Source organism: Brevibacillus sp. IT-7CA2 (assembly GCF_949767855.1).
In the GTDB taxonomy this organism is placed as follows: domain Bacteria; phylum Bacillota; class Bacilli; order Brevibacillales; family Brevibacillaceae; genus Brevibacillus.
In genome coordinates this window covers 713,531-737,090 of record NZ_CATKQT010000011.1, presented here as the reverse complement: position 1 = coordinate 737,090, position 23,560 = coordinate 713,531, and the positions used below count along the sequence as shown (strand labels likewise).

Annotated in this window: 23 protein-coding genes, 5 tRNA genes and 1 riboswitch; of the genes, 17 read left to right on the top strand and 11 right to left on the bottom strand. The window is 46.7% G+C overall.

Translation table 11 applies throughout. From position 1 onward, the window contains the following. Positions 1-2: 2 nt before the first annotated feature. Positions 3-479 (top strand): hypothetical protein, encoded by a 477-nt coding sequence (locus ACM6JA_RS10110; protein ID WP_414852160.1) that lies wholly within the window; start codon positions 3-5, stop codon positions 477-479. Here ACM6JA_RS10110 and ACM6JA_RS10105 read toward each other — a convergent pair. The 3 genes from ACM6JA_RS10105 to ACM6JA_RS10095 form a co-directional block, all read right to left on the bottom strand. Beyond that, positions 464-1,576 (bottom strand): N-acetylmuramoyl-L-alanine amidase, encoded by a 1,113-nt coding sequence (locus ACM6JA_RS10105; protein WP_414852159.1) that lies wholly within the window; start codon positions 1,574-1,576, stop codon positions 464-466. The genes ACM6JA_RS10110 and ACM6JA_RS10105 overlap by 16 nt on opposite strands. 102 nt (positions 1,577-1,678) lie before the next feature. After that, positions 1,679-2,488, bottom strand: a complete 810-nt coding sequence (locus tag ACM6JA_RS10100) for a WYL domain-containing protein (protein WP_414852158.1) — start codon at positions 2,486-2,488, stop codon at positions 1,679-1,681. Next, positions 2,475-3,770 (bottom strand): helix-turn-helix transcriptional regulator, encoded by a 1,296-nt coding sequence (locus tag ACM6JA_RS10095; protein WP_414852157.1) that lies wholly within the window; start codon positions 3,768-3,770, stop codon positions 2,475-2,477. The genes ACM6JA_RS10100 and ACM6JA_RS10095 overlap by 14 nt, the downstream gene beginning before the upstream one ends. A 182-nt stretch (positions 3,771-3,952) precedes the next feature. Between ACM6JA_RS10095 and ACM6JA_RS10090 the strand changes: the two genes are divergently transcribed. The 8 genes from ACM6JA_RS10090 (at position 3,953) to ACM6JA_RS10055 (ending at position 8,376) form a co-directional block, all read left to right on the top strand. Continuing rightward, a complete protein-coding gene (locus ACM6JA_RS10090) occupies positions 3,953-5,389 on the top strand; it encodes an RtcB family protein (protein ID WP_414852247.1) in 1,437 nt (478 codons plus the stop codon). Between the two features lie 281 nt (positions 5,390-5,670). Then, entirely contained in the window at positions 5,671-6,213 is a 543-nt protein-coding gene (locus ACM6JA_RS10085; protein ID WP_414852156.1) for a hypothetical protein, read from the top strand. Continuing rightward, positions 6,179-6,988, top strand: coding sequence for a hydroxyethylthiazole kinase (gene thiM / locus ACM6JA_RS10080; RefSeq protein WP_414852155.1), 810 nt, complete (start codon positions 6,179-6,181; stop codon positions 6,986-6,988). The genes ACM6JA_RS10085 and thiM overlap by 35 nt, the downstream gene beginning before the upstream one ends. Positions 6,989-7,874: 886 nt before the next feature. Continuing rightward, a tRNA-Ser gene (locus ACM6JA_RS10075) sits at positions 7,875-7,967 on the top strand. An 8-nt stretch (positions 7,968-7,975) separates the two neighbouring features. Next, positions 7,976-8,049: transfer RNA gene (locus ACM6JA_RS10070), tRNA-Glu, on the top strand. 62 nt (positions 8,050-8,111) lie between these two features. Further along, positions 8,112-8,187: transfer RNA gene (locus tag ACM6JA_RS10065), tRNA-Val, on the top strand. Between the two features lie 9 nt (positions 8,188-8,196). Further along, a tRNA-Leu gene (locus tag ACM6JA_RS10060) sits at positions 8,197-8,283 on the top strand. A 17-nt stretch (positions 8,284-8,300) separates the two neighbouring features. Beyond that, positions 8,301-8,376: transfer RNA gene (locus ACM6JA_RS10055), tRNA-His, on the top strand. A gap of 81 nt (positions 8,377-8,457) precedes the next feature. Here the strand turns inward: ACM6JA_RS10055 and ACM6JA_RS10050 are convergent. Then, complete coding sequence (locus ACM6JA_RS10050; protein WP_414852154.1) at positions 8,458-8,826, bottom strand: glyoxalase superfamily protein; 369 nt, start codon at positions 8,824-8,826, stop codon at positions 8,458-8,460. A 344-nt stretch (positions 8,827-9,170) separates the two neighbouring features. Next, on the bottom strand, positions 9,171-10,079 hold the full coding sequence (locus tag ACM6JA_RS10045; RefSeq protein ID WP_414852153.1) for an EamA family transporter: 909 nt from the start codon (positions 10,077-10,079) through the stop codon (positions 9,171-9,173). Between the two features lie 288 nt (positions 10,080-10,367). On the opposite strand from ACM6JA_RS10045, the gene rarD reads away from it, so the two are divergent. Further along, a complete protein-coding gene (rarD, locus tag ACM6JA_RS10040; RefSeq protein ID WP_414852152.1) occupies positions 10,368-11,276 on the top strand; it encodes an EamA family transporter RarD in 909 nt (302 codons plus the stop codon). Positions 11,277-11,347: 71 nt separating this feature from the next. On the opposite strand, the gene pdxK is transcribed toward rarD, so the two are convergent. Together pdxK and ACM6JA_RS10030 are read right to left on the bottom strand one after the other, a co-directional pair. Further along, complete coding sequence (gene pdxK / locus ACM6JA_RS10035; protein ID WP_414852151.1) at positions 11,348-12,175, bottom strand: pyridoxine/pyridoxal/pyridoxamine kinase; 828 nt, start codon at positions 12,173-12,175, stop codon at positions 11,348-11,350. A gap of 170 nt (positions 12,176-12,345) precedes the next feature. Further along, the gene (locus tag ACM6JA_RS10030) at positions 12,346-12,519 is read right to left on the bottom strand and encodes a hypothetical protein (protein ID WP_007723176.1); all 174 of its coding nucleotides are present in this window, start codon (positions 12,517-12,519) and stop codon (positions 12,346-12,348) included. Positions 12,520-12,739: 220 nt separating this feature from the next. Between ACM6JA_RS10030 and ACM6JA_RS10025 the strand changes: the two genes are divergently transcribed. Genes ACM6JA_RS10025 through ACM6JA_RS10015 form a run of 3 tightly spaced genes read left to right on the top strand, consistent with a single transcriptional unit; the run spans position 12,740 to position 16,471 of the window. Further along, entirely contained in the window at positions 12,740-13,441 is a 702-nt protein-coding gene (locus tag ACM6JA_RS10025) for an ABC transporter ATP-binding protein (RefSeq protein ID WP_007723179.1), read from the top strand. 24 nt (positions 13,442-13,465) lie between these two features. Beyond that, positions 13,466-14,929 (top strand): ABC transporter permease, encoded by a 1,464-nt coding sequence (locus ACM6JA_RS10020; protein ID WP_414852150.1) that lies wholly within the window; start codon positions 13,466-13,468, stop codon positions 14,927-14,929. A gap of 24 nt (positions 14,930-14,953) precedes the next feature. Continuing rightward, positions 14,954-16,471, top strand: coding sequence for an efflux RND transporter periplasmic adaptor subunit (locus ACM6JA_RS10015; protein WP_414852149.1), 1,518 nt, complete (start codon positions 14,954-14,956; stop codon positions 16,469-16,471). Positions 16,472-16,561: 90 nt separating this feature from the next. On the opposite strand, the gene ACM6JA_RS10010 is transcribed toward ACM6JA_RS10015, so the two are convergent. Further along, complete coding sequence (locus ACM6JA_RS10010; protein ID WP_414852148.1) at positions 16,562-17,236, bottom strand: hypothetical protein; 675 nt, start codon at positions 17,234-17,236, stop codon at positions 16,562-16,564. Then, complete coding sequence (locus ACM6JA_RS10005; RefSeq protein ID WP_414852147.1) at positions 17,233-18,033, bottom strand: class I SAM-dependent methyltransferase; 801 nt, start codon at positions 18,031-18,033, stop codon at positions 17,233-17,235. The genes ACM6JA_RS10010 and ACM6JA_RS10005 overlap by 4 nt, the downstream gene beginning before the upstream one ends. Before the next feature lie 199 nt (positions 18,034-18,232). On the opposite strand from ACM6JA_RS10005, the gene ACM6JA_RS10000 reads away from it, so the two are divergent. The 3 genes from ACM6JA_RS10000 to ACM6JA_RS09990 are packed head-to-tail and all read left to right on the top strand — an operon-like array spanning position 18,233 to position 21,396. Continuing rightward, positions 18,233-20,275: a hypothetical protein gene (locus tag ACM6JA_RS10000; RefSeq protein WP_414852146.1), complete on the top strand. Its 2,043-nt coding sequence runs from the start codon at positions 18,233-18,235 to the stop codon at positions 20,273-20,275. A 58-nt stretch (positions 20,276-20,333) separates the two neighbouring features. After that, entirely contained in the window at positions 20,334-20,528 is a 195-nt protein-coding gene (locus ACM6JA_RS09995; protein ID WP_414852145.1) for a hypothetical protein, read from the top strand. A gap of 13 nt (positions 20,529-20,541) precedes the next feature. Next, a complete protein-coding gene (locus ACM6JA_RS09990) occupies positions 20,542-21,396 on the top strand; it encodes an EcsC family protein (protein WP_414852144.1) in 855 nt (284 codons plus the stop codon). On the opposite strand, the gene ACM6JA_RS09985 is transcribed toward ACM6JA_RS09990, so the two are convergent. Together ACM6JA_RS09985 and ACM6JA_RS09980 are read right to left on the bottom strand one after the other, a co-directional pair. Continuing rightward, complete coding sequence (locus ACM6JA_RS09985) at positions 21,371-21,919, bottom strand: GNAT family N-acetyltransferase (RefSeq protein WP_414852143.1); 549 nt, start codon at positions 21,917-21,919, stop codon at positions 21,371-21,373. The two genes, ACM6JA_RS09990 and ACM6JA_RS09985, sit on opposite strands and share 26 nt — an antisense overlap. Before the next feature lie 68 nt (positions 21,920-21,987). Continuing rightward, positions 21,988-22,428 carry a flavodoxin gene (locus tag ACM6JA_RS09980; RefSeq protein WP_392430151.1) on the bottom strand — a complete coding sequence of 147 codons (441 nt, stop codon included), beginning with the start codon at positions 22,426-22,428 and terminating at the stop codon, positions 21,988-21,990. A 140-nt stretch (positions 22,429-22,568) separates the two neighbouring features. Beyond that, a riboswitch (Lysine riboswitch) is annotated at positions 22,569-22,758 on the top strand. Positions 22,759-22,849: 91 nt separating this feature from the next. On the opposite strand from ACM6JA_RS09980, the gene dapD reads away from it, so the two are divergent. Continuing rightward, positions 22,850-23,560, top strand: coding sequence for a 2,3,4,5-tetrahydropyridine-2,6-dicarboxylate N-acetyltransferase (dapD, locus tag ACM6JA_RS09975; protein ID WP_007723196.1), 711 nt, complete (start codon positions 22,850-22,852; stop codon positions 23,558-23,560).

The following is a 23,560-nucleotide window of genomic DNA, read 5'->3' as shown; positions in this document are numbered from 1 at the left end:
CCATGAGCGATCCGTTTTTTAGCAACTACAAAGCATTCGTCGTCATACCAGCGGATGAGAAGCAAATGGGACCGGAGCCTTTTGACCCGAAGGATTTCGCCAGCCATTTCATCCTGACGTTTTCGTTGTACGATGCGGTTATTTCCTCTTGGGGGGAAGCGACAAAGTATAAAGTACAGGCAAAAAAGGGTCTGTCGAATGTGATTGATGGTTTTAACGCCAAACGTCGTGGTACAGCCCGTCTGCATTTGTTGGAAATGGAAGAAGACCAGGCGTATTTCGTCCTGGCCTTGTCGTTGAAAATCCAAAAAGACAATGAGAAAGCGGTCATAGAGTTGATTACCGATCTGCTGGAGAAAGATTTCGCAACCGACTTGTTGATCGGAGAGACCTGGTATCAGATCATTGGTGCCAAAGGGAAATTCGAGCGGAAGCTGTTCTCCTACAGTGTCCAGCCTTACGATTATCGACCGAAGTAATCAGCTAGAGCTTCTGTAATCGCCTGCGCAGCTTTGTCCTGATAGGACGATGTACGGACGATACCCTCATCCTTTGGATTCGAAAGGAAGCCAAGCTCAATTAAGACGGATGGATCATCGTTTTCGCGCAGGACGTGATAATTGCCGAATGAAATGCCGTTGCTTCTTAAACCGATGCCACCTGCCAGGCGAGACTCAATCGCTCGAGCTAATGGCTCATCTTTGTCTTGCGAATAATAAAACGTAAGTGTCCCGCTATTTGGCTTCGGAGAAGAATTGTAATGGATGCTGATGAAGGCATCTGCCGCCTTGGATTCGCTAAAAACGACACGCTGCGATAGCGTAGGCTTTTCTGTGTCACTTGTCCTCGTCATGTAGACTTTCGCACCGCGTTGTCGCAGTTTGCTGGCAAGCAGCATGGATGTTTTGTAATTCAACGTTTTTTCTATGCTATTCCACTTGGTTCCTTGTGTCCCGATATCAGAACCACCATGTCCCGGGTCGATGACGATGACTTTTCCTTTTAAGCCTGGCGTTTTGGAGCTTTTGGATACCGGAACGTTGGCCTTGGCATCGCCAATATACGTCGCAGACACCCAGCCTGTTTGTCCATTGGAAGTCCGCGCTTGGATCCAGTCTCCTTGCTTTTTCAAAATGTCTACACGGGTTCCTCTGGGCAGCGAAAGGATAATCTCATGGCTCGTGCTTGGCCCTTTCCGCATTCGAAGCGAATCGGCCAAAACCGTTCCTTGCTTGCTTTTGACAGTGGCTGTATTGGCTGGTGATGAAGCTGAACCTGCACCTGCACTTGTTACCGCTCCTTTTTGCAAGTAATACCCCGCCACCCAGCCTACCTTTTGATTGTATCTAATTTTTGCCCAACCGTATGCTTCATCGGTAATCGTCACGACCGCTCCATACGGTACGGTAGCGACAACAGAAGCATTCGGAGCTGGTTCACTGCGAACGTTCAGAGAGGTTGCAACCACTTTTGCTTGGATGACGCCTGCTGCTTGCGCCGGCTCCGTAATAAATGGCCATGACAGACTAAGCCATAGCCCACATATGAGAGACGCTTTTTTACATGTTGTTTTCATCATTTCTACCTCTGCCTTGGATTAGCTACTATCTCACCTGAACTATAATAAGGGAAATGCAGGAAATCGAATAGGGTATGATTTCCTGATTTTTTGGGACAATCAAAGTGGAGTTTCTGTATATCTTGCCAAGGCGTTCGTTGCTGACTCTGCCATTCGCTGTTTGAGTTGATCGTTTTCTACTACTTTTACCCGCAGGCCGAGAAAACGAATGCGCGATAAAATAAACTCCTGCTCGTCGGATAGAAAGTGCAGGGTGATCGTATACACCTGTGATTCTGGATCAAAAGCGACCTCTTTGTCAAAGCAGGAAAAGGCGTACAATATGCGCTGGAGCTCACCGTTATAACGACGGATGATCACAATTTTTGCCATCTGCTTGCGCTGTTGGATCTGTTCCGAAATAGTCGGCAAAAAACTGTCATACCATACATCTTCTATGTAAATCTCATCGACGGAGCGAATGAGATGCAGTGGAGTCGTGATCAGGCGATTGGAAGACATGTTTAGCCAAATCAGGTACCAGGCCTTCTTGGCAAGTGAATATTCCAGCTTGTAGGGAACCCCTCGTTGATTGCGAAAAACCGGGCCTTTGTTCGTGGCTGCGGTTATTTTTATGTGATTCTTGCCGAGAATGATTCGCCGAAGTGTTCGCACGAGTGGACTCCAGAGCTGTTTGGCTTGTGTTTGCGCTTTTTCCACGAATCGTTCTTGTTCGGTCGATTCACTTTCTGGCATGTGTGTCAAACGCTGAAGCTTATCGAGTGTAGCGGGCTCGAAAATTTCTGCCGCAGACGGATTCGCCAGCATCAGGGCCAGCCACGCTTTTTCGTGTGAGGTAACCGGATAAACCCCCGCTTCATCTAGCCGTGTCACTAGCTGGTAATTATGTATCTTATCAAACAGATTCATAGTAGGCGAGCAGCTCCTCCCATTCTTTTTGGAATTGCTTGCGAAGAAACAGCGGTTCAAGAACTTCGACGCTTGAACCGAAGCTGCGAATCCACGGTGTAATTTCCATCGTGCTGTTCACTTTTATCTCGTACACAAAGCTCTCCCGTGATTCCTCGGTCACAATCCCCCATTGCCCCTGTGCCTCCACTCGCTCTTGGATAAAGGAATGGGGCGTATCCCTAGGCTGAAAAAAGCGAAGGCGTACGGTTACGAGTTTTCCGGTATCAATCAGCCAACTATGGGCAATGCGCTCATCCGCACTTGCTTGCAAGGAAGAGAAGATTTCCGGCGTAACGGACCTGCCTGTTACGAGCTTGGTCATACCTTCCACACGGTATTTGCGCAGCGGACCATTGCCGCATCCTTGTGCCAGCAAGTACCATCTGCCGTATTGATGATCAAAAATAACCCGGAGTGGAATCACTTTTTGATGTCGCCCCGATGTATCCCGTTGGAAAGCCGGATTCGTATTTTGGGAATCGTAAAACTTTAGGCGTTTGGGCGTGTAGTAGTGAAATTCAACGATTTTTCGCTGACGAATGGCTTCCGTGAGAAGCAAAGCTTGATATTCATCGAGAATACGTGAGACGAAATGATATTTGTATAAAAACGCAGATGCATCGGTTAGTTTCAAGCGAAATTTGAGATAACGCTTCACTTTTTCTTGCAGAAGATAACCAGGGACGGCCGGCAGCTGTGTATTGGCCATGAAATCGATGAAATCATACAGATCCAATAGCTCGTCGTCCGTCAGCGAGTCCAGTAGCTCACTGTCGAAATGATAAACGTATGGTCTGACCTCACTACCATTTTTAATCACGCCAATTTCTTCGAGGTACTTCATGTCCTGGCGAATCGTTTTTTCATCAGGCTCTGTGTCCACAAACGTATCCAGCAAGCCTTTAATGGAGAGAGGCTGTTGTCTGAGCTTTTCCAAGATGTGCGACAGTCGCTCTACTTCCGAATCCTTCAATGATTTTGCATGGTACAAAAACATCAAGAAATTGTCGGTCACCTCAAAATAGTTGTAACGAAGCTGCGCGTAATACTCTTTTTTCTCCTCATCGCCGACATGCTGATAAAAGGTCGATTGGATGTCCTTCAGCTTTTTTATCGTTTTATCAAGCGTATGAACGGAGATCCCGAGCCGCTCGGCTAACTGCTGCCGATTGTAGGCACCAGCGGTCAAAAACAGGAGACGGAGCAATTGCAGCTCTTTGTCAAAGCTTTCGCGTGCCATTACATTCATCCTTATTCACTCGTCATTTATTTCCAAATTAGTCCTCATATTACGAAGAGGCTGAAGAGAAGTCAATGAAAAAAGAGGTTCGTAATACTTTTACCATGTTCAAACCACATGCGCGGATGGAAAATAAGGGTATGAAAAACAGCGCAGGCTGTGAGAGACAGGAGAAATGGATGATGAAAACAATTTTGCATGGAAATAACCATCGTGAAGTGAAGCTGGAGCATGGAGATGTGCACGTTTTTGCGAATGACGAAGTATTTGCGAGCTTCGGTGAACGCGTATATCAAATGGCAGACAATAATTTGCGTATTCCGCGAAATGTTTATTTTTCGTATACCCCTGATGCGCATGTGGGCGTTGGGACCTGCATTGGGACGACAGCGGTTTGGAATCTTGCCGATGGATTTGTCTCGCCTTCCATCGTCGGATCAGATATTGGATGTGGAATGCGTGTGCATCTGACTCCGTTGCATCGAGACGACCTCAAAGACAAGAGCCTGAAACGTGCATTGATCGAAGCGATCGAAGCGTACGTTCCGACAAACGAACGGGGAAATACGCATTTTACAGATATTCGCTTGGAGGAAGTCGTGAAGCATGGCTTAAAAGGATTGCCTGGCAACTACATTCCGGATACAGAAGAAGCGCCTGATACCTTACGTCGTTCTTTCTCGCATGTGGAAAAGTACACATTTGAATTCGACCATTCCTTCCTGGAGCAAATACCGCAAAAATCTTGGAGTCGTGGGTGGGGCCAGTTGGGAACATTGGGGGGCGGTAACCACTTTATTGAAATCCAGCATATCGACATCGCGGAGGAGAACAGGGAGATTGCGAAAGCGTGGGGACTGTTCGACGGCCAAGTCGTCATCATGATTCATTCTGGTTCGCGGGCGTGGGGGGCAATGCTAGGACGTGATTATACCAAAAGCTTCAAGGAAGCCATGTACAAATGGGGGATCCGTAATCCCGACCCGAGCCTGGTATATGCTCCGATCCAAAGCGAGGAAGGGCAACAGTATTTGAATTTGATGTACTCCGCGCTGAATTTTGCGGTAACGAATCGGCATATGATTGGATTTTCAGTGGAGCAGGCGTTTCGGGATGTTTTTGGTAGTGAGATGCGTACACCAGTCCTGTATGATCTGATGCATAATTACGCTTTGAAAGAATTCCATCGCAACACACCGATGCTCGTCCACCGCAAAGGAGCGACGAAGGCATTGCCAGCAGGACATTTCCAAAATCCGAAGGCTTACCGTGAAACGGGACATCCAGCCTTGATTCCAGGCTCTATGGGAACATCGTCCTATATCATGGTCGGATCGGACGCCGGAGCCAAAAACTTTTATTCGATCTGTCATGGTGCAGGGCGAGTTCGTTCCCGCAAAGCAACGAAGGAGCTTGTGACCATCGATCAATTCGAGCAGGCAATGCGCGTAGGACAGGAAGATGAGATCATGGTGAATCACCGTTCGCTCGCTTCCATCCTTGATGAATGCCCGCAAGCCTATAAAGATGTAGATCAAATCATCGATTCGGTTGTGGGAGCAAATCTTGCATCAGTCGTAGCAAAATGTAACCCTCTTATTGCCATAAAAGGAGTATAATGAAGAGTGGCTTCCTGAAACATTTTGGGGGAGCCACCTTTTGCGATTTAACTCACACTAAATACTAGAATTTAAAATGTGAACAAATTGCGTGAGAAGTTTAAAAAATAGGTTCGAATGTAACATAAATTGCTTTGCTTCCTCAACCGATACCAAAAGAGAGACAAAATAGGGGAGATAGGGGAACAGATATGCCTACATACTATTACTTCACCTGCCTAAAATGCCGAACCCGGGGGGGAGTTTTCGGCGAACAGGCCTGGGGCTGGGGGAACTTTGACATGATCGAGTCCTTCAAATACCTGGCTCACCACATCCGTACATGCGGAGAAGATTCGATTCGCGTGATTTCTGAGGATGTAGATGATTATGTAGATCAGCTGCACGGAGAGTACAACACCTTCCTTGAGCAAACGAAGCATATATTTCCGCATTCCAAAGATTGGGAGTTTCTTGATCGATGGAAAACATTAAAAGTAGAAGAAATGAAGATAAAATGGGTCGAGGAAAACCGGATCATGCATCCAGATGATCGGATGAAAATATGCGGAGTCCTTGATGCCTTGGACATCTTGAAAGAAGGGGCGGGAAGAGTCTCCTTCAGTGCTAGCGTGACGGATGATGATGGGAAAGTGTGGAACATCGTAGCTAACATGCGCGAATTACCCCTCTTAAAACACTCGTATATCATCATTGGCGTCATGCAAGAGCATTCTATATTAGGGGAAGTCATCGAGGTGTACAAGATGATTCCACGATTCGCCGTTCAAGAGGAAAGGAGTAACGATCATGATTCTGGAGACAATCGGGCAATTACTAATTAAAGTGCGCGAGGAAAATCCACTTGTACATAACATGACGAACGTAGTAGTCACGAACTTTACAGCGAATGGCTTGTTAGCACTTGGTGCATCACCTGTCATGGCGTATGCCAAACAAGAGGTGGCAGACATGGCAAAGATCGCCGGAGCTCTTGTATTGAACATAGGGACATTGAATGAGCATGAGATCGAAGCGATGCTGATCGCAGGAAAATCGGCGAATCAGCATGGCGTTCCTGTTTTGTTTGATCCAGTGGGAGCGGGAGCAACATCGTACCGAACCGAAACAAGTCAACATCTTGCGCAGGAACTGGATCTTACCCTCATTAGAGGAAATGCTGCCGAGATTGCCAATGTCATCGGGGAGCGTTGGGAGATTAAAGGTGTAGATGCGAAGGAATCGGGCGGAGATGTCGCGGACCTAGCGAGAGCAGCAGCGAAAAAGCTAAGGACAATCGTTGCGATTACAGGCAAGGTCGATGTGATTTCGGATGGAGAAACGACTTACTCGATCCATAATGGTCATCCAATCTTAACGAAGGTGACCGGAACTGGCTGTTTGTTAACGTCTGTTATGGGAGCGTTTGCAGCCATTGCAAATGACAAGCTGATCGCAGGTGCTGCAGCATTGGTATGCTACGGTGTTGCTGCGCAGCTGGCAGCAGAGAAAGCAGCAGGAGTAGGTCCAGGCAGTTTCCAAGTCGAATTTTTGAATGCCTTGCATAACTTGACCGCAGACGATGTTCGCCGTTTTGGGTACATCGAAAAAAAACAATAAAAATTCCCCTTTAAAAAAGGGGAGACAAATGGCCGTAGAACGATTAAGCTAGATATGTTAGACAGTAGCTGTAATTTCGTAGTGAATAAGACAGCAGCTTCTTCTGGTGCTCTGATAGTGCTAGGAATATAAATTCTACTTGATCAGCATCGAATGGACGGACATAAAAACGGGAAATACCATGACAAATAATTTCTCTCTTTAACGTCAGCGCCACACTGGCGTCTGTTCGTATGTGCAATTCCACGCTGCGTACCCTCCTTGGACATTCAATAGAGTACCAAAAAAATACAAGGAAAAACAAGGTAATTATGTCTGATTCATGTCCAAGTTGTTACCGTTTTTTGGATGAAAATTGACGAGGAAAACGATTCAGATATAACTAGCGGGGATTGTTGGGAAAGCATCCTGTTCGAGAGAAAAAATTCGAGATGAGTCCGGCCATTCTCCCTTTTTCCGTTGAGTTATTTACTTTATTTCGAAGGCAGCGTACGAGCTCCTGATCGCAATGACAAGAAAAATAGCCGTGCTTTTGATAGCAATCATCATGCCTCTTGCAGCATCTGTCGACGTCATCAATCGGAGCACCCGGCCCGGAGCATCCAGGCCCACACCAGTTTCCGTACAAACAGGGGAAGCCTACTGAACGGCGTTTTCTTTTTGACAACTGACATCACTCCGTCTTGTAAAGGAATACTACTTGTATCATATTGAACAGAACGTGAAGTTGCTTTAGGCAATCTCCCTTTTTTCTTTTTGAATGAAAAACACCTAAGATTGATGAAACGACGGTAGTACGAGGGGAAAACTTTCAAAATATCACTTGAAATCATGTTGTGAATATGATAGATTAATTCTTGCCGAAGCGAACGCTTGCAGGCTCGATGGATGGATGTCCGAGCGGCCGAAGGAGCACGATTGGAAATCGTGTAGGCGGTGTCGAACCGTCTCGTGGGTTCAAATCCCACTCCATCCGCCATCATACTTGGCCCGTTGGTGAAGCGGTTTAACACAGCAGCCTTTCACGCTGTCATACAGGGGTTCGAATCCCCTACGGGTCACTTTATACCCCACAAAGTGAAGTGAATGCTTTGCGGGGGCCTCAACAACTGGTTTGGGGTATGGAGGCTTAGCTCAGCTGGGAGAGCATCTGCCTTACAAGCAGAGGGTCGGCGGTTCGATCCCGTCAGCCTCCACCATTTTTATATGCGGTCGTGGCGGAATTGGCAGACGCGCTAGATTCAGGTTCTAGTGGTGGCAACACCGTGGAGGTTCAAGTCCTCTCGACCGCACCAAGCAAACCCTATATATGGCGGTCGTGGCGAAGGGGTTAACGCACCGGATTGTGGCTCCGGCACTCGTGGGTTCAAGTCCCATCGATCGCCCCATATATGTTCAAAATGTAAAATGAAAATAGCCCAGCGGTGGCTCCTGTAAAGGAACTCCGGCTGGGCTTTCTTTATATCCGTCTACGATTGAGCAACAGGCTGATAAAAATGAAGGCGATTGCCAAAAGGATCGGTCACGCTCACTTCACTCGTTCCCCACGGCGTCTCCTCTAGACCGGGACGAGCGTACTTATATCCTTGACGCAACAGTGACTGATGAAAAAGCTCGATGTTCTCTACCTGTACGCGAATCGCTGAGCCAGGACAAGCATCCCCGTGATGTTCGGATAGATGAAGCGTGCACGATGGAGAAGAAATTTGCATGTACAACGGAAAGTGATCCTCGTAACGATGCTCCCAATCAATCTGAAAACCTAGAAACTCCACATAAAACTCTCTTGCCTTCTCAACGTTAAACATACGAAAAATCGGCGTTATGTTCTGATTCATTTGCCTAGAAACCTCCGGATTGTATTGAGGGAAGCGAGGTGCACCCCTTCGTGAAAAATAGTTCGGACAAGCACTTGTGCAATCGTGTGCATGCCGGATTCAGTTGCGGGAAATTCTTCTAATCGATCCTTGTAAGCAGCTTGTATCTTCTGAGGTTGTTCGTGTAATAAGGTGACGAGCACTTCGAGATTCGGTGGCGGTGTATCCCAGTCAGCAGTCTTTGCAAATAGATTCGAGTCAGTGAATCTACCTTCCTTCTATAGAGAAGGGGGTGTATCAACAAAAAAGCGTGCAGAACCAGCTCGTCTGCACGCTTTTTTGTATGCTGTGTATAGGAAACGGCACTACATTCTTTCCTGCTCGAGGGTGTGAGAAGGGGAGAATAGTTTCCGCCATTTTACTTGCGGTACACAAATGGCAGCGAGGATCATGAATACGCCACCCCATTGAGGGAGAGATACAGTCTCTTGAAGCACGAAACTCGACAAGAGCACGACTGTAGGCAATTCGACTGCACTTAAAATGGTAGCCAGTCCATTGCCGATCCGCGGAACACCGACAGCCAAACAGAAGATAGGGATGACCGAACCGAAGATCGCAACCAAAAGACCGAGCGGCAGCAAACCTTGCAGAAGCTGACCATTTACCAGGAAAGTCGGTGGATAAACGATCGAGAGCATCAGGGCAGCCATACTAATCGAAATCGCGCTTCGCAAGTATGGATCCATTCCAGGGAGAATTCGCCCGCTGAAGAAAATAACCAAGGCAAAGGTCGCGCCCGACATCAGACCGAAGATCAGTCCGACCATGTCTACATTCTGAATGCCGCTTTCGCCAAGTCCGCTTGCAAGAACCGTCCCTGCTCCAAGCATAACCAGAGACACCCATTTTTCAGCGGTCGGCCATTTGCGATCCACAATCGCCTCCAGCAAGACACCGATCCAGGTAAACTGAAAGAGGAGAACGATTGCGAGCGACGCAGAGACCCGGCTAACAGCCTGATGGTAAAAAAGACTGGTTGAGGCCATCATGAGGCTGGCTGGTGCCAAAAACAAGAAATACTTGAACGAAAATCGCTGCTTGGAGAAAAAGATGGCCATGACCGTCATGATCAATCCGCCAAAAATCAATTGGCTTCCGCTCATTTCAAAGGGAGTAAAGCCGAGTTGAAAAGCATGCTTCATGAAGATAGAGAGGACACCGTAGCTGCACGCACCAAGTAAAACTAAGAAGATAGATCGCCAGTATGTCATAAGTAAAAGTTCCTTTCGTATGACTAAACTCGGAAGAATAATGACTATTGTACTACAGGTATAAAAGTGGTACAATAAAATTTTTGTCCGCTCTTTACTGTGCTACTAAGGTAATTAGCTAGCTGCATGCATTGGTAATATGGTAACGGATGAAAGTGTAATTGGCTCCTTATTCTATGTGAGAATACATAGCTGTTTTTTCATATTTCCGTTACACTACACCATAGAGAAGAAGTTCAAAAAGTCGTCTATAGAGAAAGAGAAGGCGAAACACATGGAGGAGCAAGGATGAGACAGGGGATTATTTACGCAATTGTGGCGTATTTGGCTTGGGGGTTACTCCCCCTCTATTGGAAGCTGTTTCAGGCAATGGGGGCATGGGAGATACTCTCTCATCGAATCGTCTGGTCGATTATTTTTGTCGCAATCATTATTCAGGTAACGAAACGCTGGCGTAGTATGTGGAGAGCGGTTACTGGTTTTAAAATGTTCGGAGCATTAGCGATATGTTCACTGCTAATCAGCGCGAACTGGCTCATTTTTATCTGGGCAGTGAATAACGATCAAGTCATGCAAACGAGTCTTGGTTACTACATGAATCCTCTCATCACCGTACTGCTCGGAGTCATTTTCTTAAAAGAAAAAATGCATGCTGGGCAATGGCTCGCGCTAATGCTCGCAGCTTTCGGAGTCATGTTCATCACCTTCCAGTACGGTGAGATTCCTTGGGTCTCTCTATCACTTGCCCTGACCTTTGCTTTCTACAGCTTGGCGAAAAAGCTTGTCCGGATGGAGGCGATGATCGGACTGGCGTGGGAGACGCTGTTTGTGGCTCCTATTGCTTTCGGTTATCTGTTGATGCTACAGGTCAATGGCACGGAGACCATGACATCCTTAGCATGGTGGCAGCTTTTATTGCTGACGCTGGCGGGGGTAGCTACTGCCATGCCGCTCTACTGGTTCGCCCAAGCAACGGCTAGACTCCCGCTTTCCGTTGTGGGCTTCATTCAATACTTGGCGCCTACTATATCGCTCTTATCTGCTGTTTTCTTGTTTGGAGAGTCTTTCACCCAAACACATCTCATCAGCTTTGGATTCATCTGGTCTGCGCTCATCGTATTTACGGTGTCTTCCGTACGCATGAAACGAAAAGCTACCCCAATCAGTCCCAAGGTCGCTATCAAAAAACAAGCGTAAACTTAAGAAAACTCCTGACCCGCCGAGGAAGACTCGGATATGGTCAGGAGTTTTTGTTTACAAGGACGTAATTAGCAAATCGCTTCGCCGTGCTTTTTCATGCGGTACGCACCATGATTAGTAGGACCCACATATTGATTGAGCGCAAACGAGTGGCGAATCGCTTCGGTAATAAATTCTTTAGCAACAGCTACTGCGTTGTGTACGGAGCTTCCTTTTGCCAATTCAGCACAGATTGCAGCTGAAAACGTGCAGCCAGCACCATGAGTAAAGCTCGTTTCAAAGCGCTCTGATTCCAATACCTCGATCGTTTTCCCGTCATAGAAAACATCTACGGCATTGCCGCTTTGAAGCTTGCTGCCGCCTTTTACAACGACATAAGAGGTGCCGAAGTCGTGGATGCGCTTTGCCGCTTCCTTCATGTCATCGACACTTTTCAGTGCGCCCATTTGGCTGAGAATACCAGCTTCGAACAGGTTAGGAGTCGCAACTGTTGCGTGCGGGAGCAAGACTTCACGCAGGCTGACTGCAATTTCTGGATGGAGTGCTTCATCTGCACCCTTACAGATCATCACAGGGTCAACGACAACATTTTTCAAATCGTACTGTTTTATTTTACGGGTAGCGAGGTCAACCAGTTCAGTGGTTCCGAGCATCCCTGTTTTTACAGCATCTACGCCAATTCCTGCCAGTACGGTTTCAATTTGTTTTTCCAGGATCGCGACATCGATCGGAAACACTTCGTGAAACCATTCGTTATGCGGATCTTGGGCTACGATAACGGTGAGGGCGGTCATCCCGAAAACACCAAGCTCCTGAAACGTTTTGAGGTCTGCTTGCTGGCCAGCTCCGCCGCTGGTGTCGGAACCTGCAATGGTGAGTGCTTTCTTCATGGTCATTGTGATTATCTCCCTTTGTATACCGCTGCACAATCGAAGCGGATCTATACTGTCATGCACTGTAATGCCTCTCTCTATATTAAAGAGGAAGAAATCGGTGCTGTCAATAATATCCCCAAAATATAAAAACCGCCTCCCTTAGCGGGCAAGCGGTTTATGTATGTGTGCATTTATGCTTGAGAAGCAGCGTGGTGAAAAGAGAAGCTGATGGTAGTGGACATGGACTTGGAACGCTTGGTTGCAAGTTGTTTGGCTTGCTTTGCTGCCTCAAACATACTGGGTGCCTTGATGATTTCAACCCATCTGCGTGTTGCTGTTTCAAATAAAAAGCGATAGATAGTCATCTTCTTCGACCCTCCATGGTTTGTTGACATCTACATTGTATTACGTAACAGCCTGCAAAAGGTTACATAGCTGTTACATATTTTTGAAGAATATATGGTTATTCTGTAAATCGTAAATTGTTTCCGAAAGAAGCGTTACGTTTTGCGAAATGTTACGTCTTTAGTATGTGATGTTTACGAAAGTTTCCATTTTGAAAGAACGAATGAGGTGCGACAAACGATGGTCAATTCAACAGGAGAGCTGACGGTGACAGGGGTCAATCACAGCTACGGAACGGGAAAAATCAAAGTACCCGTGCTGTATGATATCAACCTTCATATCAACAAGGGAGAATTCGTGGCTTTGTGTGGCTCGTCGGGATCAGGCAAGTCTACGCTCTTGAATTTGCTTGCAGGTTTGACCAAGCCGGAGGAAGGGAGTGTCACGGTTAGCGGAGCACAGATTTCCAGCTACAGCGAAAATGAACTATGCATGTTTCGCCGTAAAAATATGGGCTTTATCTTCCAGTCATACAATCTGCTCCCAAATCTGACAGCGTTGGAAAACGTGGAACTTCCCTTGATTTTTGCAGGCGAAAGCAAGAAAAAACGTCGGGCTAAAGCAACGGACATCCTACATCGCGTAGGGCTGGAAGGTCGTATCGATCACAGACCCAATGAGCTCAGTGGTGGACAGCAGCAGCGTGTCAGTATCGCGAGAGCGCTCGTCAATCAGCCTGGCATCATCTTGGCGGATGAGCCGACGGGGAACCTGGACTCAAAGACCGAACAAGAGATTCTTCTATTAATGAGAGAAATGAACAAGGAAAATGGGACTACGTTCATCATCGTTACCCATGAGCAGGAAGTAGCGGAACAGTCCGACCGCGTCATTTATCTCCAGGACGGACGGGTTGTACAAAAAAGGACAAGACCAGCGTAGGCGAGGGTATGAGGTGAACAAACAGTGAAGGTAATGGATTCTTTTCGCATCGTCTGGAGGAACCTGTGGCGAATGAAGCTGCGGACAGCCCTCACGTCGGTTGGTGTTATGATCGGGACGGCAGCAATCGTCGCGATGATGGCACTTAGTTTAGGGCTTAAGGAAAGTGCAGTAAAAAGCTTGGAGAACTTCGGAAACTTGACAGAGATGGACGTCGAGCCATTGCGTTGGTACGAGGAAAATGGCGAATGGATTGATGTTCCAGAGGATAAAGTCAAGAAGCTGAACATGCAAGCGGTGCAGGAATTAAAAAAGATTTCTGGCATTCAGGCAGTTATGCCGATAAAAGAATTACGAGAGCAAGCGAAGCTTAAGGTAGGTAGACGAGAAGGTTACGTACAGCTAATTGGGGTGGATGTGAATGAGTCGGCTGCCTATCGCAAAAATGACATTGAAAAAGGAAGCTATCTGACAGGGGCCCCACAAGAGATAGTGGTTGCTTTCGATGTATCCAGAGAAATGCGCGACGTAGAAAAGGAAAAGCGCGAGGAACGGCGAAGAAAGGCCGGAGCTGGACGGCATGAAATGTCTCAGATGCCACCTCCTGATATAGGGGGCGGAGAAGCACTGGCCTTCAATCTCGTAGACAGAGCAGGGACTCTCATCTTGTCACGCGAATATCGCATCGACGATGAACCGAAATACGAGAAAAAAGAACTGCGTGTGAAGGTTGTCGGTCAATTAAAAAAGTCTGAAGAACGTAACTCGTCAGCCGCGGTTTATGTACCGATTAACGTAGTGAAAGAGCTGAACGAGTGGGTCACGCGCAGTCGAGGTGACGAAGTCGAAGAGGGAGCATCGCGCCGTTCACGCGATAAAGCCAAAAAGGATACCTTTGAATTTGACAGAATTACAGTCAAGGTAGAATCTCGTGAAAAAGTCGAGGGTGTAGTCAAAGCATTGAAGGAAAAGGGCTTTGAAGTATGGTCGCCTGCACGTGAGCTGGAAACCATCAATAACTTCTTCTTCGTGATTCAGATGGTCCTCGGAGGAATTGCAGCAATCTCTTTGCTCGTCGCAACCATTGGAATCGTCAATACGATGATCATGTCGATTTTAGAGCGAACCAAAGAGATTGGTATCATGAAAGTAATCGGAGCCACTGTGTTGAATATTCGTTGGCTGTTCTTAATGGAATCAGGCTTTATTGGTTTAATAGGTGGACTGGCTGGTCTTGGCATGGCGTGGGGAGCGGTTGAGCTCGTGAATTACTTCGGAGCGTCTGGCGGTCTCTTGGATAGTCTGAACATGGGCTACGGTGGTGGTAGTGGTGATCCAGAGGCTGAGCCAACAAAATTGGCGGTCATTCCGAGCTGGCTTGCATTCTTTGCGATTGGCTTCTCCTTTATTATTGGGGTGTTGGCGGGAATCTTCCCGGCGATCCGTGCGTCTCGTTTAAGTGCACTGCAAGCGATTCGATCTGAATAAGTGATGAAATGTGAGGAACGTAAGATGAACAAGAAAAAATGGATCATTATCGCCACGGTCGTGGCTGTTCTTGGAGGGGGAAGCTATTACGGCTATTCGTACTTCAAGGGCGAAGAGGTTACAGAAGAAAAGCCAGAAGAAAAACCGAACTTCCCGACAGCGCCCGTGGAACGTGGTGACGTCAAGAAGACGATCAACTCAGCAGGTACAGTGGAAGCGAAGGCGCGAGAGGAAGTCAAGCCAGAGCTCAATGGCAAGGTGCAACGTGTGCTAGTTAAGGAAGGGCAGTCCGTAAAAAAAGGCGATGTTTTGTTCACGATCGATAGCTCGGATGCACAGTTAGAAATTCAAAAGCTGGAGCTGGACATTTTAAAGGCGAAAAAAGAGCTAAGTGAAATTAAACAAAAGAAAGACAAGATCACGGCTACTAAAGAAGGAAAAGTGGTTGAGGTCCTTGTAGAAGAAGGGCAAGATGTAAGACCGGAGCAGGTAGTAGTCAAGCTTGCTAATACCGACTATTTGAAAATAATTGGGCAATTTACCCCCTATGAGTCTGAACGATTCAGTGTAGGTCAAAAAGTGAAGGTATTCATTCCGACTTCCATGTATTTTGTAGATGGTGTTGTCACGGAAGTGGATAGAATAGGTGAAAAAGTAGAAGGTGCTGGCGGAATTCACAATGTCGAGGTATTGGTTAAGAAGCCTGGGGCCATTTATGTTGGGGACAAGGGTGTGGTACAGTATACGGATGATAAGGGCCTCTTATATGTAAGCCGTAATCAGAAAGAATTCCAGTTGCCTGATGAAATAGAAATTTTGGCGGGTACTCACGGAAAAATTGGCAAGGTCGACGTAAAAAAAGACGATGTAGTCAAAGTAGGACAACAACTGTTCAAGATGGATATGGAAGCGTCCGGTATGGAGCTGATGGAAAAAGAGCTCGCGCTAAAAACGTCTTTATTGAACATGGAGCAGAAAAAGCGTGAAATTGCGAAGAACCAAGTAACAGCGCCAATTAGCGGTGTAATCACCAAGCTAGGAGTAAAAGAAGGCGAAGCGCCAGGGTCAGAACCTGCAGCCATTATTATGGATACAACTTCTGTTTACTTTATGGCAGCCGTTGGAGAGCTTGATATTCCCGCGATTAAAATCGGACAAAATGTCGATGTTTATGTCTATGCGTTTGGTACCGAGCCGTTTAAAGGCAAAGTCGTAGAGCTCCCGAAAGAAGGAAAGAAGGAAGAAAAGGAAGTTCGTTTCGCGGTAAAAGTGGAACTGCTAGACAAGGCTGATTTTAAGCATGGGATGACGGGAGATAACGATATTATCGTCGCCCAAGCACAGAATGTCCTGCGCTTGCCCAGCAATGCGGTTGAAATTTTGGGGCCAGGTCAGGGAACGGTAATGGTGAAAGATCCGAGTACCGGAGACCCAATGCCGAAAGACGTAGAAATCGGTATTGAAGGATATGATTTTATTGAAATCAAAGGCGGCTTGAATGAGGGAGAAGAGGTTCTGGTGACCAACTCCGAAGGCATGTAAAAGCCAATCGAATTCGTTTATAGCGACAGCCCCGTTGCCACTGGCCAAAGACCTGAGCAAACGGGGCTGTTTTTTACACGCGTACACTTTTCAATGGTTTGAACGCATTCGTAACGTTGCGGACATTTGCGTCGTCAAACTATGTAAAGGATGGGAAATTGTACAGCCGTTTTCCTTCGCAAACTGGTCAGCAACAGGTGCCATGGAGAGCTGTGCCACTGCAATAGGTTGGTCTGGAAACGTTTGATGGAGTTGATACAGGGCGTTTTTAATCGCTTCTCTGTACGATTCCTGCTTGTTTTCCATGAGCAGGGCAAAAGCATTTTCAACGATGGTTACTTGTATCTCTGGATGAAGGTTGTGGGAATGGGCGTGTTGCACGAGACGCTCCATCGTAGGTTGGACAGTAGCGGGATTGGAGAACAGAAGAACTTGTGACTCAGTATATCGTGCAAGCTCATGAAAAAAAGGTCCATCGATTGTGAAGATGGGAACAGTGGCAGTTGCCTCATCCTCCGGTGTTACCAGTGCGGCATACTGTGTGCAAGTGATCACGATTGCATCGACCGCGCAGCTCTGCATCCAGGCTAGTTGATCACGTAATTTGACATGTGCTTGTTCCTTGGTATGGATAGGGGTTTCCGCGTTTTGCAGGAGTAAACCAGGATCAACAAAATGAATGAGCTCTACGTCAAAGGCTGCGAACGCATCTGATAAGAGGGAAATATTCGAATAATGTCCATGGAGACAGGCAATACGAGTCATCGTGCAGCTCCCCCATGAAGAGTATCATTCTCTGATTTCTTATGGGCAAGGACGCGAATACGCTTGTAATCGAGCACCCAGTGACCCTCTTGAAACAGGGCAGGACGCAGTAAGTCAGTGACTTCCCTACATAATTGCTGGATTTCATCTGAGGACAGTCCCGCAAAAAAAGGACTGCAAAAAGAATTCAGCCAATGCGAAAGCCCCAAGTCCCCATCAGCCATGACTGTCGGACGATCAAAATGGGAGGCAAGTACGACATGGAAGCCTTGTTTCTCCAAAAGAGTCGTGTACTCTCCAATACTGGGAAAATACCAAGGCGAGCGCTCATCGGCAGGTATTCCTTTTCGTGCTAAAACAGTCCGTAATGCTTTTGTGATTTGTCCGCAATTGCCGTGTCCTCCAAATTCGGCAACAAAGCGTCCATCGGGAGCAAGAGCTAACCAAATGGTTTCAACGACTTCAGCAGGGCGTTTCATCCAGTGGAGTGCGGCATTGGAAAAGACAGCGTTGTAACTGACATCTGTACGATACGTATGCGCATCGGCTACTTCAAAGGCAAACTGAGGATATTTTTGGCGAGCAGTCTCAATCATGGCGGTAGAAAAGTCGATGCCTGTCACATTTGCTCCTGCAAGCGATAGTTGAGCACACAGGTCGCCTGTTCCACACCCTAAGTCAAGAATGTTTTCTCCAGGAGCCGGCTGCAGCCAGTCCACTAATCCTTTTCCGTATTCAGAAACGAAGTTCATTTTGGCGTCGTATAGCCCGGCATTCCATTGATTGGTTTGAATCATCTGTATCCCTCCCTTTCTTCCTTTTTACCGCCTTAAAAGACATAAGTCAAATCTATATAAATTATTAAATAAATAGTTTTTAACTATATCGAGCTTAGGAAAAAGCGTGCGAACATACAAGGATATAACACGGTTATTGTCGAATAAAATCAGTTGTTCAAATGAAAATACGTAAGACAAAAAAGTAGGAGGGCAGTTCGTGAAAAAATGGGTTGTAAAAGCACTTCTCGTGTGTTTGGCAACTGGTACTTTTTTGTCAGGTGTGTCAGTACCGCCAGCCATGGGAGCCGGGGCAACAGCATCAATGAAAAAAAACAGCCAAGTATCTAAGCCAATCCGGAAGCAGCCTGTTCACGATATGGTTATCTTTAACGATTATCAGGTTGCGGGACTGGATTCAAGAGGTTGGAACTGGGTGAAGAATGATGAGTTTATTCTACCTCCGGAGACACCACTCGATATTGACTTGATACAGACTACTTATGGAAATGGAACAAACCTAAGTCGGAAGCAAGTATATTTGGATGATGTAGAATTAACGGAGTTTCAAATGGAGCAAAGCTCAAATCAAGCTGTGTTCAAATGGCAGGTACCTCGCTTTACAATTCCCGCAGCGAAATTGTCTGCTGGCTCTCATACGTTGACCTTTGTCGTGACTGATGCCAATGCAAAGAGCAGCACGTTACACGTGAGCTTTCAGGTAGAAGCACAAAATTATCCACGTATTTATAAGGGAGAAAAAGCAGAGGGAGAGGCTTTGGCGACAGGCGGGCAGACGACCATTTTCGGAAATATGGGGTCAACTGATTTTAACAGTTCTGTACCTGGTACGTGGAAGCTAACAAACAAGTCTACGAACCAAGACATGAGATCTGTTTCTGCTACTGTGTTTTCAACAGGTACGTTGTTGACTGGTCAATACCAGCTTCTTTTTCTACCTGATGATTCCTCGATGTCGCCTTGGACTACGACGGTTCAGATTGGTATGGCGGAGCTATATATGGGGACAGATGCAAGCGGTCAAAAACTCGTACCGGATCAGACCATTACTGCCCCGGAGTCACTAGGTAAGATTTCGTTGTATTCGGCATACCCAGGTCGATGGTCAGTGAACGGAACTGGACAAACGTTGACGAATGCGCAACATTTTGAAGTGGATATCCCGATGATGCTGGCGGGTATGACGATTTCTGTCACTTTTGAGCCAGAATCCAAGGAAAACAAAACGGATTCTTTATGGGGAGGTTCTACGTCGACTACGATTCACATACAAATTCCAGGTGCACCGAATGCTTGTGGTCCCACAAGCGGAGAGGTTACGATGGATGTGTTGATGCAGCCAAACGAAAAATCGACACTCATGGTCGAAAAAGCAAACGTGTATTCATCAGACAATACAGTGAAGCTCTATCAAAACCCGGTTCATGTGATATGGCTGACTACAGCAGCAGAGCATATCGAATTCGGAAGTGAAGCAGATGACGATGAAGGACCAGGAGTATGGGCAGTCGATAACGTCGTGGTCGATAGTGATAAATTGAATTGGGATCATACAGGCTTGTTACTGTCTGGCTATAAGCCAGGGCGTTACAAGGTAAACTATTACAGCAAAAGAGACCCTGCCAAGACATGGTGCGGTTACATACAGGTCATAGAGGACACGCCACCAATCCCAGCGTCCCAAAGTTGTGATTCAGGTGATTCAGGTATAGCTCCACCACAAGCGCCGATGTTTATGAGAGGAAAAGAGGGCAAGGAATTTCGAAATGGAGATCTTGTGACTGTGGAATCTGATAGTGATCTTGCTGAATTGGAGAACCTACAACTCATCTCCACGTATGCAGAGCGGACTGGGACGAAGAAAGTTAGAGAGAGTAGAAAGGCTTCCGCTTACCATATGCCCAGGTATGAGTGGAAATATGGTGAGAACGCCATCGGTGCTAGACAAGAGCATAGCAGTGCTACGATATCTTCAGAAAATCGGATCGAGATCTACTACGAAGGAAAAGAAATCACAACCATTAAGCCTTCCAAACGAGATAGCGACACTGATAACGGACTGGAATCACTTGATATCAGCAAGTACATTGATCGGCAGCAGCCCGGTAAATACGAGATCAAAATAACCAACATCCTTAGCAACAAGACTTGCCAACTCGTTAATAGACAAAAAAGATCAGTCAAAAAAACAGACGTTGATGAACGAAAAGAAACGATCGCATTCACAATCGAAGTGAATTAACGATTGACCCCCTTGCAATTTGGCATGGGGGTTTTCGACTACAAGGGGAGGAAGTCCTGTGACAAACGAGCAGAAGGAGATCTTGGAAAAGTTCGGGTTTCGGATCGAAGGAGAGGAAGTGAAACATTTGAAGCTGGGAATCGTAAGAAATAAAAAAGAATTCGTCTCTCACGCCACGTCAGAAGAGTTGCAGGACTACATCAAGTCTATCTTGCGCAACCAATGTCAGTGGAGGCGAGGAGTATCTGAATGAGTAGCCAGGGAGGTTGTTGGATTTGAGGGAGTCTAGGGAGACTTTAGTTACGGCATTACGTGAAGTGGAGGCTTGGGAGAAGGACCAGAACGACTTGTGGTTCTGGGAAAAGCTTGGCAGACTTCCTTTTGTTCTGTTAGATCGGATTACGCCTGCATTCGTTCAAGAGAAGCTGGGAAAAGCCGTAGATGAAATGGCAGCCTTTCTTGAGACAGGTGGAACTTATTTGGTGCAGGATGAACCGATTTACAAGAGGTTTGGCAAACGGTTAGAGGGACAGGGCACGTCTGTTATTGGCAAAGAGGAGATTGCTGCTGTACCGCTTACGATCATGAATGATGTCGCAATGGAGCTGAAGGATTCACGTGCGAATTTTGCCACGGTACAAGGTGCGACGACTGGCTTCGGAGGGATTTTTACCCTCGCGATCGATATCCCGTTATTGATGGGGACATCCCTAAAAGTATTACAAGAGATGGCTCTTGCCTATGGCTATCGACCTGAAGAGAAGAGGGAGCGGCTGTTCGTCGTCAAATGCTTGCAGTTTGCTTCATCAGATATCGTAGGGAAAAAAGCGATACTCGCTGAGCTCTCCCGCTTTGATGATCCAAATGCGCAGAGAGAGGTAATGGCGCAATTGCAGGGATGGCGTGAAGTCGTGGTAACGTACACAGAGAACTTTGGGTGGAAAAAGTTATTTCAAATGGTGCCCATTGCAGGTATTTTGTTTGGGGCGTATTTGAACCGCTCAACCGTACAGGATGTCGCCGAAGCGGGGATGATGCTGTACCGCAAACGGCGCATCCTGGAGCGGCTGCGTGAGAGCGAAAAGAGCGAGGAAATTACTGAGACAACTCCTCAACTGTAAGAGCGTAGAGGAGATGGTCCTCCCATACACCGTTAATTTGCAAATAGCGTAACGAAAGCCCTTCCTGGCGAAAACGGTTTTTTTCCAAGACGCGAATGGAAGCTTGATTGCGAGGCATAACAGCAGCTTGTACCCTGTGCAGTTTAGCATCAGAAAAAGCAAAATGAAGGGCGAGATTTACTGCTGATGTCGTATAGCCTTTGCCATTGCACTCCTGATCCATAAAGTAGCCAATCGTAGCATTTTGCCAAGCACCGCGTGCGACATTCGACAACGCTACACGTCCAATCATCTTACTGGATTCTCGGGTAAATACGCCGAAAGCATAGGCTGTGCCACGTTCAAAATCAATCTGTGCTTGCGAAATCTGTTCTTGCTGTCCTGGGAGGGTCAGAAATGACGGGGGGCGGATCGGTTCAAATGGTTGGAGAAAGTCATGATTACGCAGCCGAAGCTCTAGGAGCACGGCTGCGTCTTGTTGTTGGAGAGGCCGTAAGAGAATCTCGTCCGTATGTAGTGACATGAGATCAATCCTCCTTAAAAAGTTGGATTGATAGTATATCATGTGCCAGAGTATTTGGGAAACATCAATTAGCCGAGCAATTCAGCAAACGATACCCCAAACGCTTTGCAAGTTTCCACTTCTTTGGCAGTAGGAGAAAGCTCGATTTTCAAACCTTCCAAAGGAGTTTCCGCACCACGCTCGCTTGCCTTTTTCAGCAAAATATCAACAGCTGCACCGACATGCTCGTAAGCGGAGTCGCAAGAGCCAAAAGCAACTACCTTTTTCCCGCTGAGGTCAATATCGTCCATTTCCTCATAAAAATCCATGCATTCGTCTGGCAGTTCGCCATCGCCCCATGTGTAGGCACCAAGCAAGATTCCATCGTAAGCTTCGAGTTCTTTTGCGTTCGCATCCATCACTTCTTTTATCTCCAGCTCAGCACCAGTTGAACGAATACCTTCTGCAATTGCTTCAGCAATTTCCTGAGTATTCCCTGTCATGCTCGCGTATACCATCAAAATGCTCATAAAACGGAAAACCTCCAATTAGATAATGAGTATCATTCTCACAAATAAAATTAATGAAAATGAGAATCGTTGTCAATAACTTTTTTCTTATTGCCACGTTTCATTGATTTTGGTAGAGTTAAATAAAATTATAATAATGTACTCTAAATAGAGGTGCGCCGAAGAAGAGTAAGTCTTTTCGTAATCTGCCAGGGGGCAGGAGAAGGAAGAAAGGCTAAAGCGCCGAAGCTTATGCTATGCCCCTACGTAGCACGGGCTGGGGTGTCTCATGAAAAATGATCATCCTGTCACAAGGGACCTCAAGTCTTTTTGTGGAGCGCTATTTATGATTTGCTTATGTAGTATCAAAAGCAATGAGATAGCGAATGCACTCATTGCTTTTTTTGATTTACCATGCTGTTATTTTGAGGAGGATGTAACTATGAACATGATGGATGCTAACGAAATTATCGCGTTTATTCAAAAAAGCGAAAAGAAAACACCAGTGAAGGTATATGTGAAAGGGAACCTGGAGGGAATCGACTTCGGTGCGAGCTCCAAAGCTTTCATTACTGGTCCTACTGGTGTTGTTTTTGGTGAGTGGAAAGAGATTGAGCCAGTGCTCGCGGCTAACGCAGACAAAATTGAAGATTATGTGGTAGAAAGCGACCGTCGCAACTCCGCTATTCCATTGCTGGATACAAAAGGGATTCAAGCGCGTATTGAGCCAGGCGCAATTATCCGTGACCAAGTGACAATCGGTAACAATGCGGTCATCATGATGGGTGCTTCCATTAACATCGGTGCAGTGATCGGTGAAGGTACGATGATCGACATGAATGTTGTAGTAGGTGGACGTGGAACCATCGGGAAAAACTGCCACATCGGCGCGGGATCAGTTATCGCGGGCGTTATCGAGCCGCCATCTGCACAGCCAGTTGTTGTCGAGGACGATGTTGTCATCGGAGCAAATGCTGTCATTCTGGAAGGTGTACGCGTAGGAAAAGGTGCTGTCGTTGCAGCGGGTGCTGTCGTGATTGAAGATGTACCTCCATACGTAGTAGTTGCGGGAACACCTGCACGTGTGATCAAGCAAATCGATGAAAAAACTCGTTCCAAGACAGAGATCAAGCAGGAGCTACGTCAGCTGTAA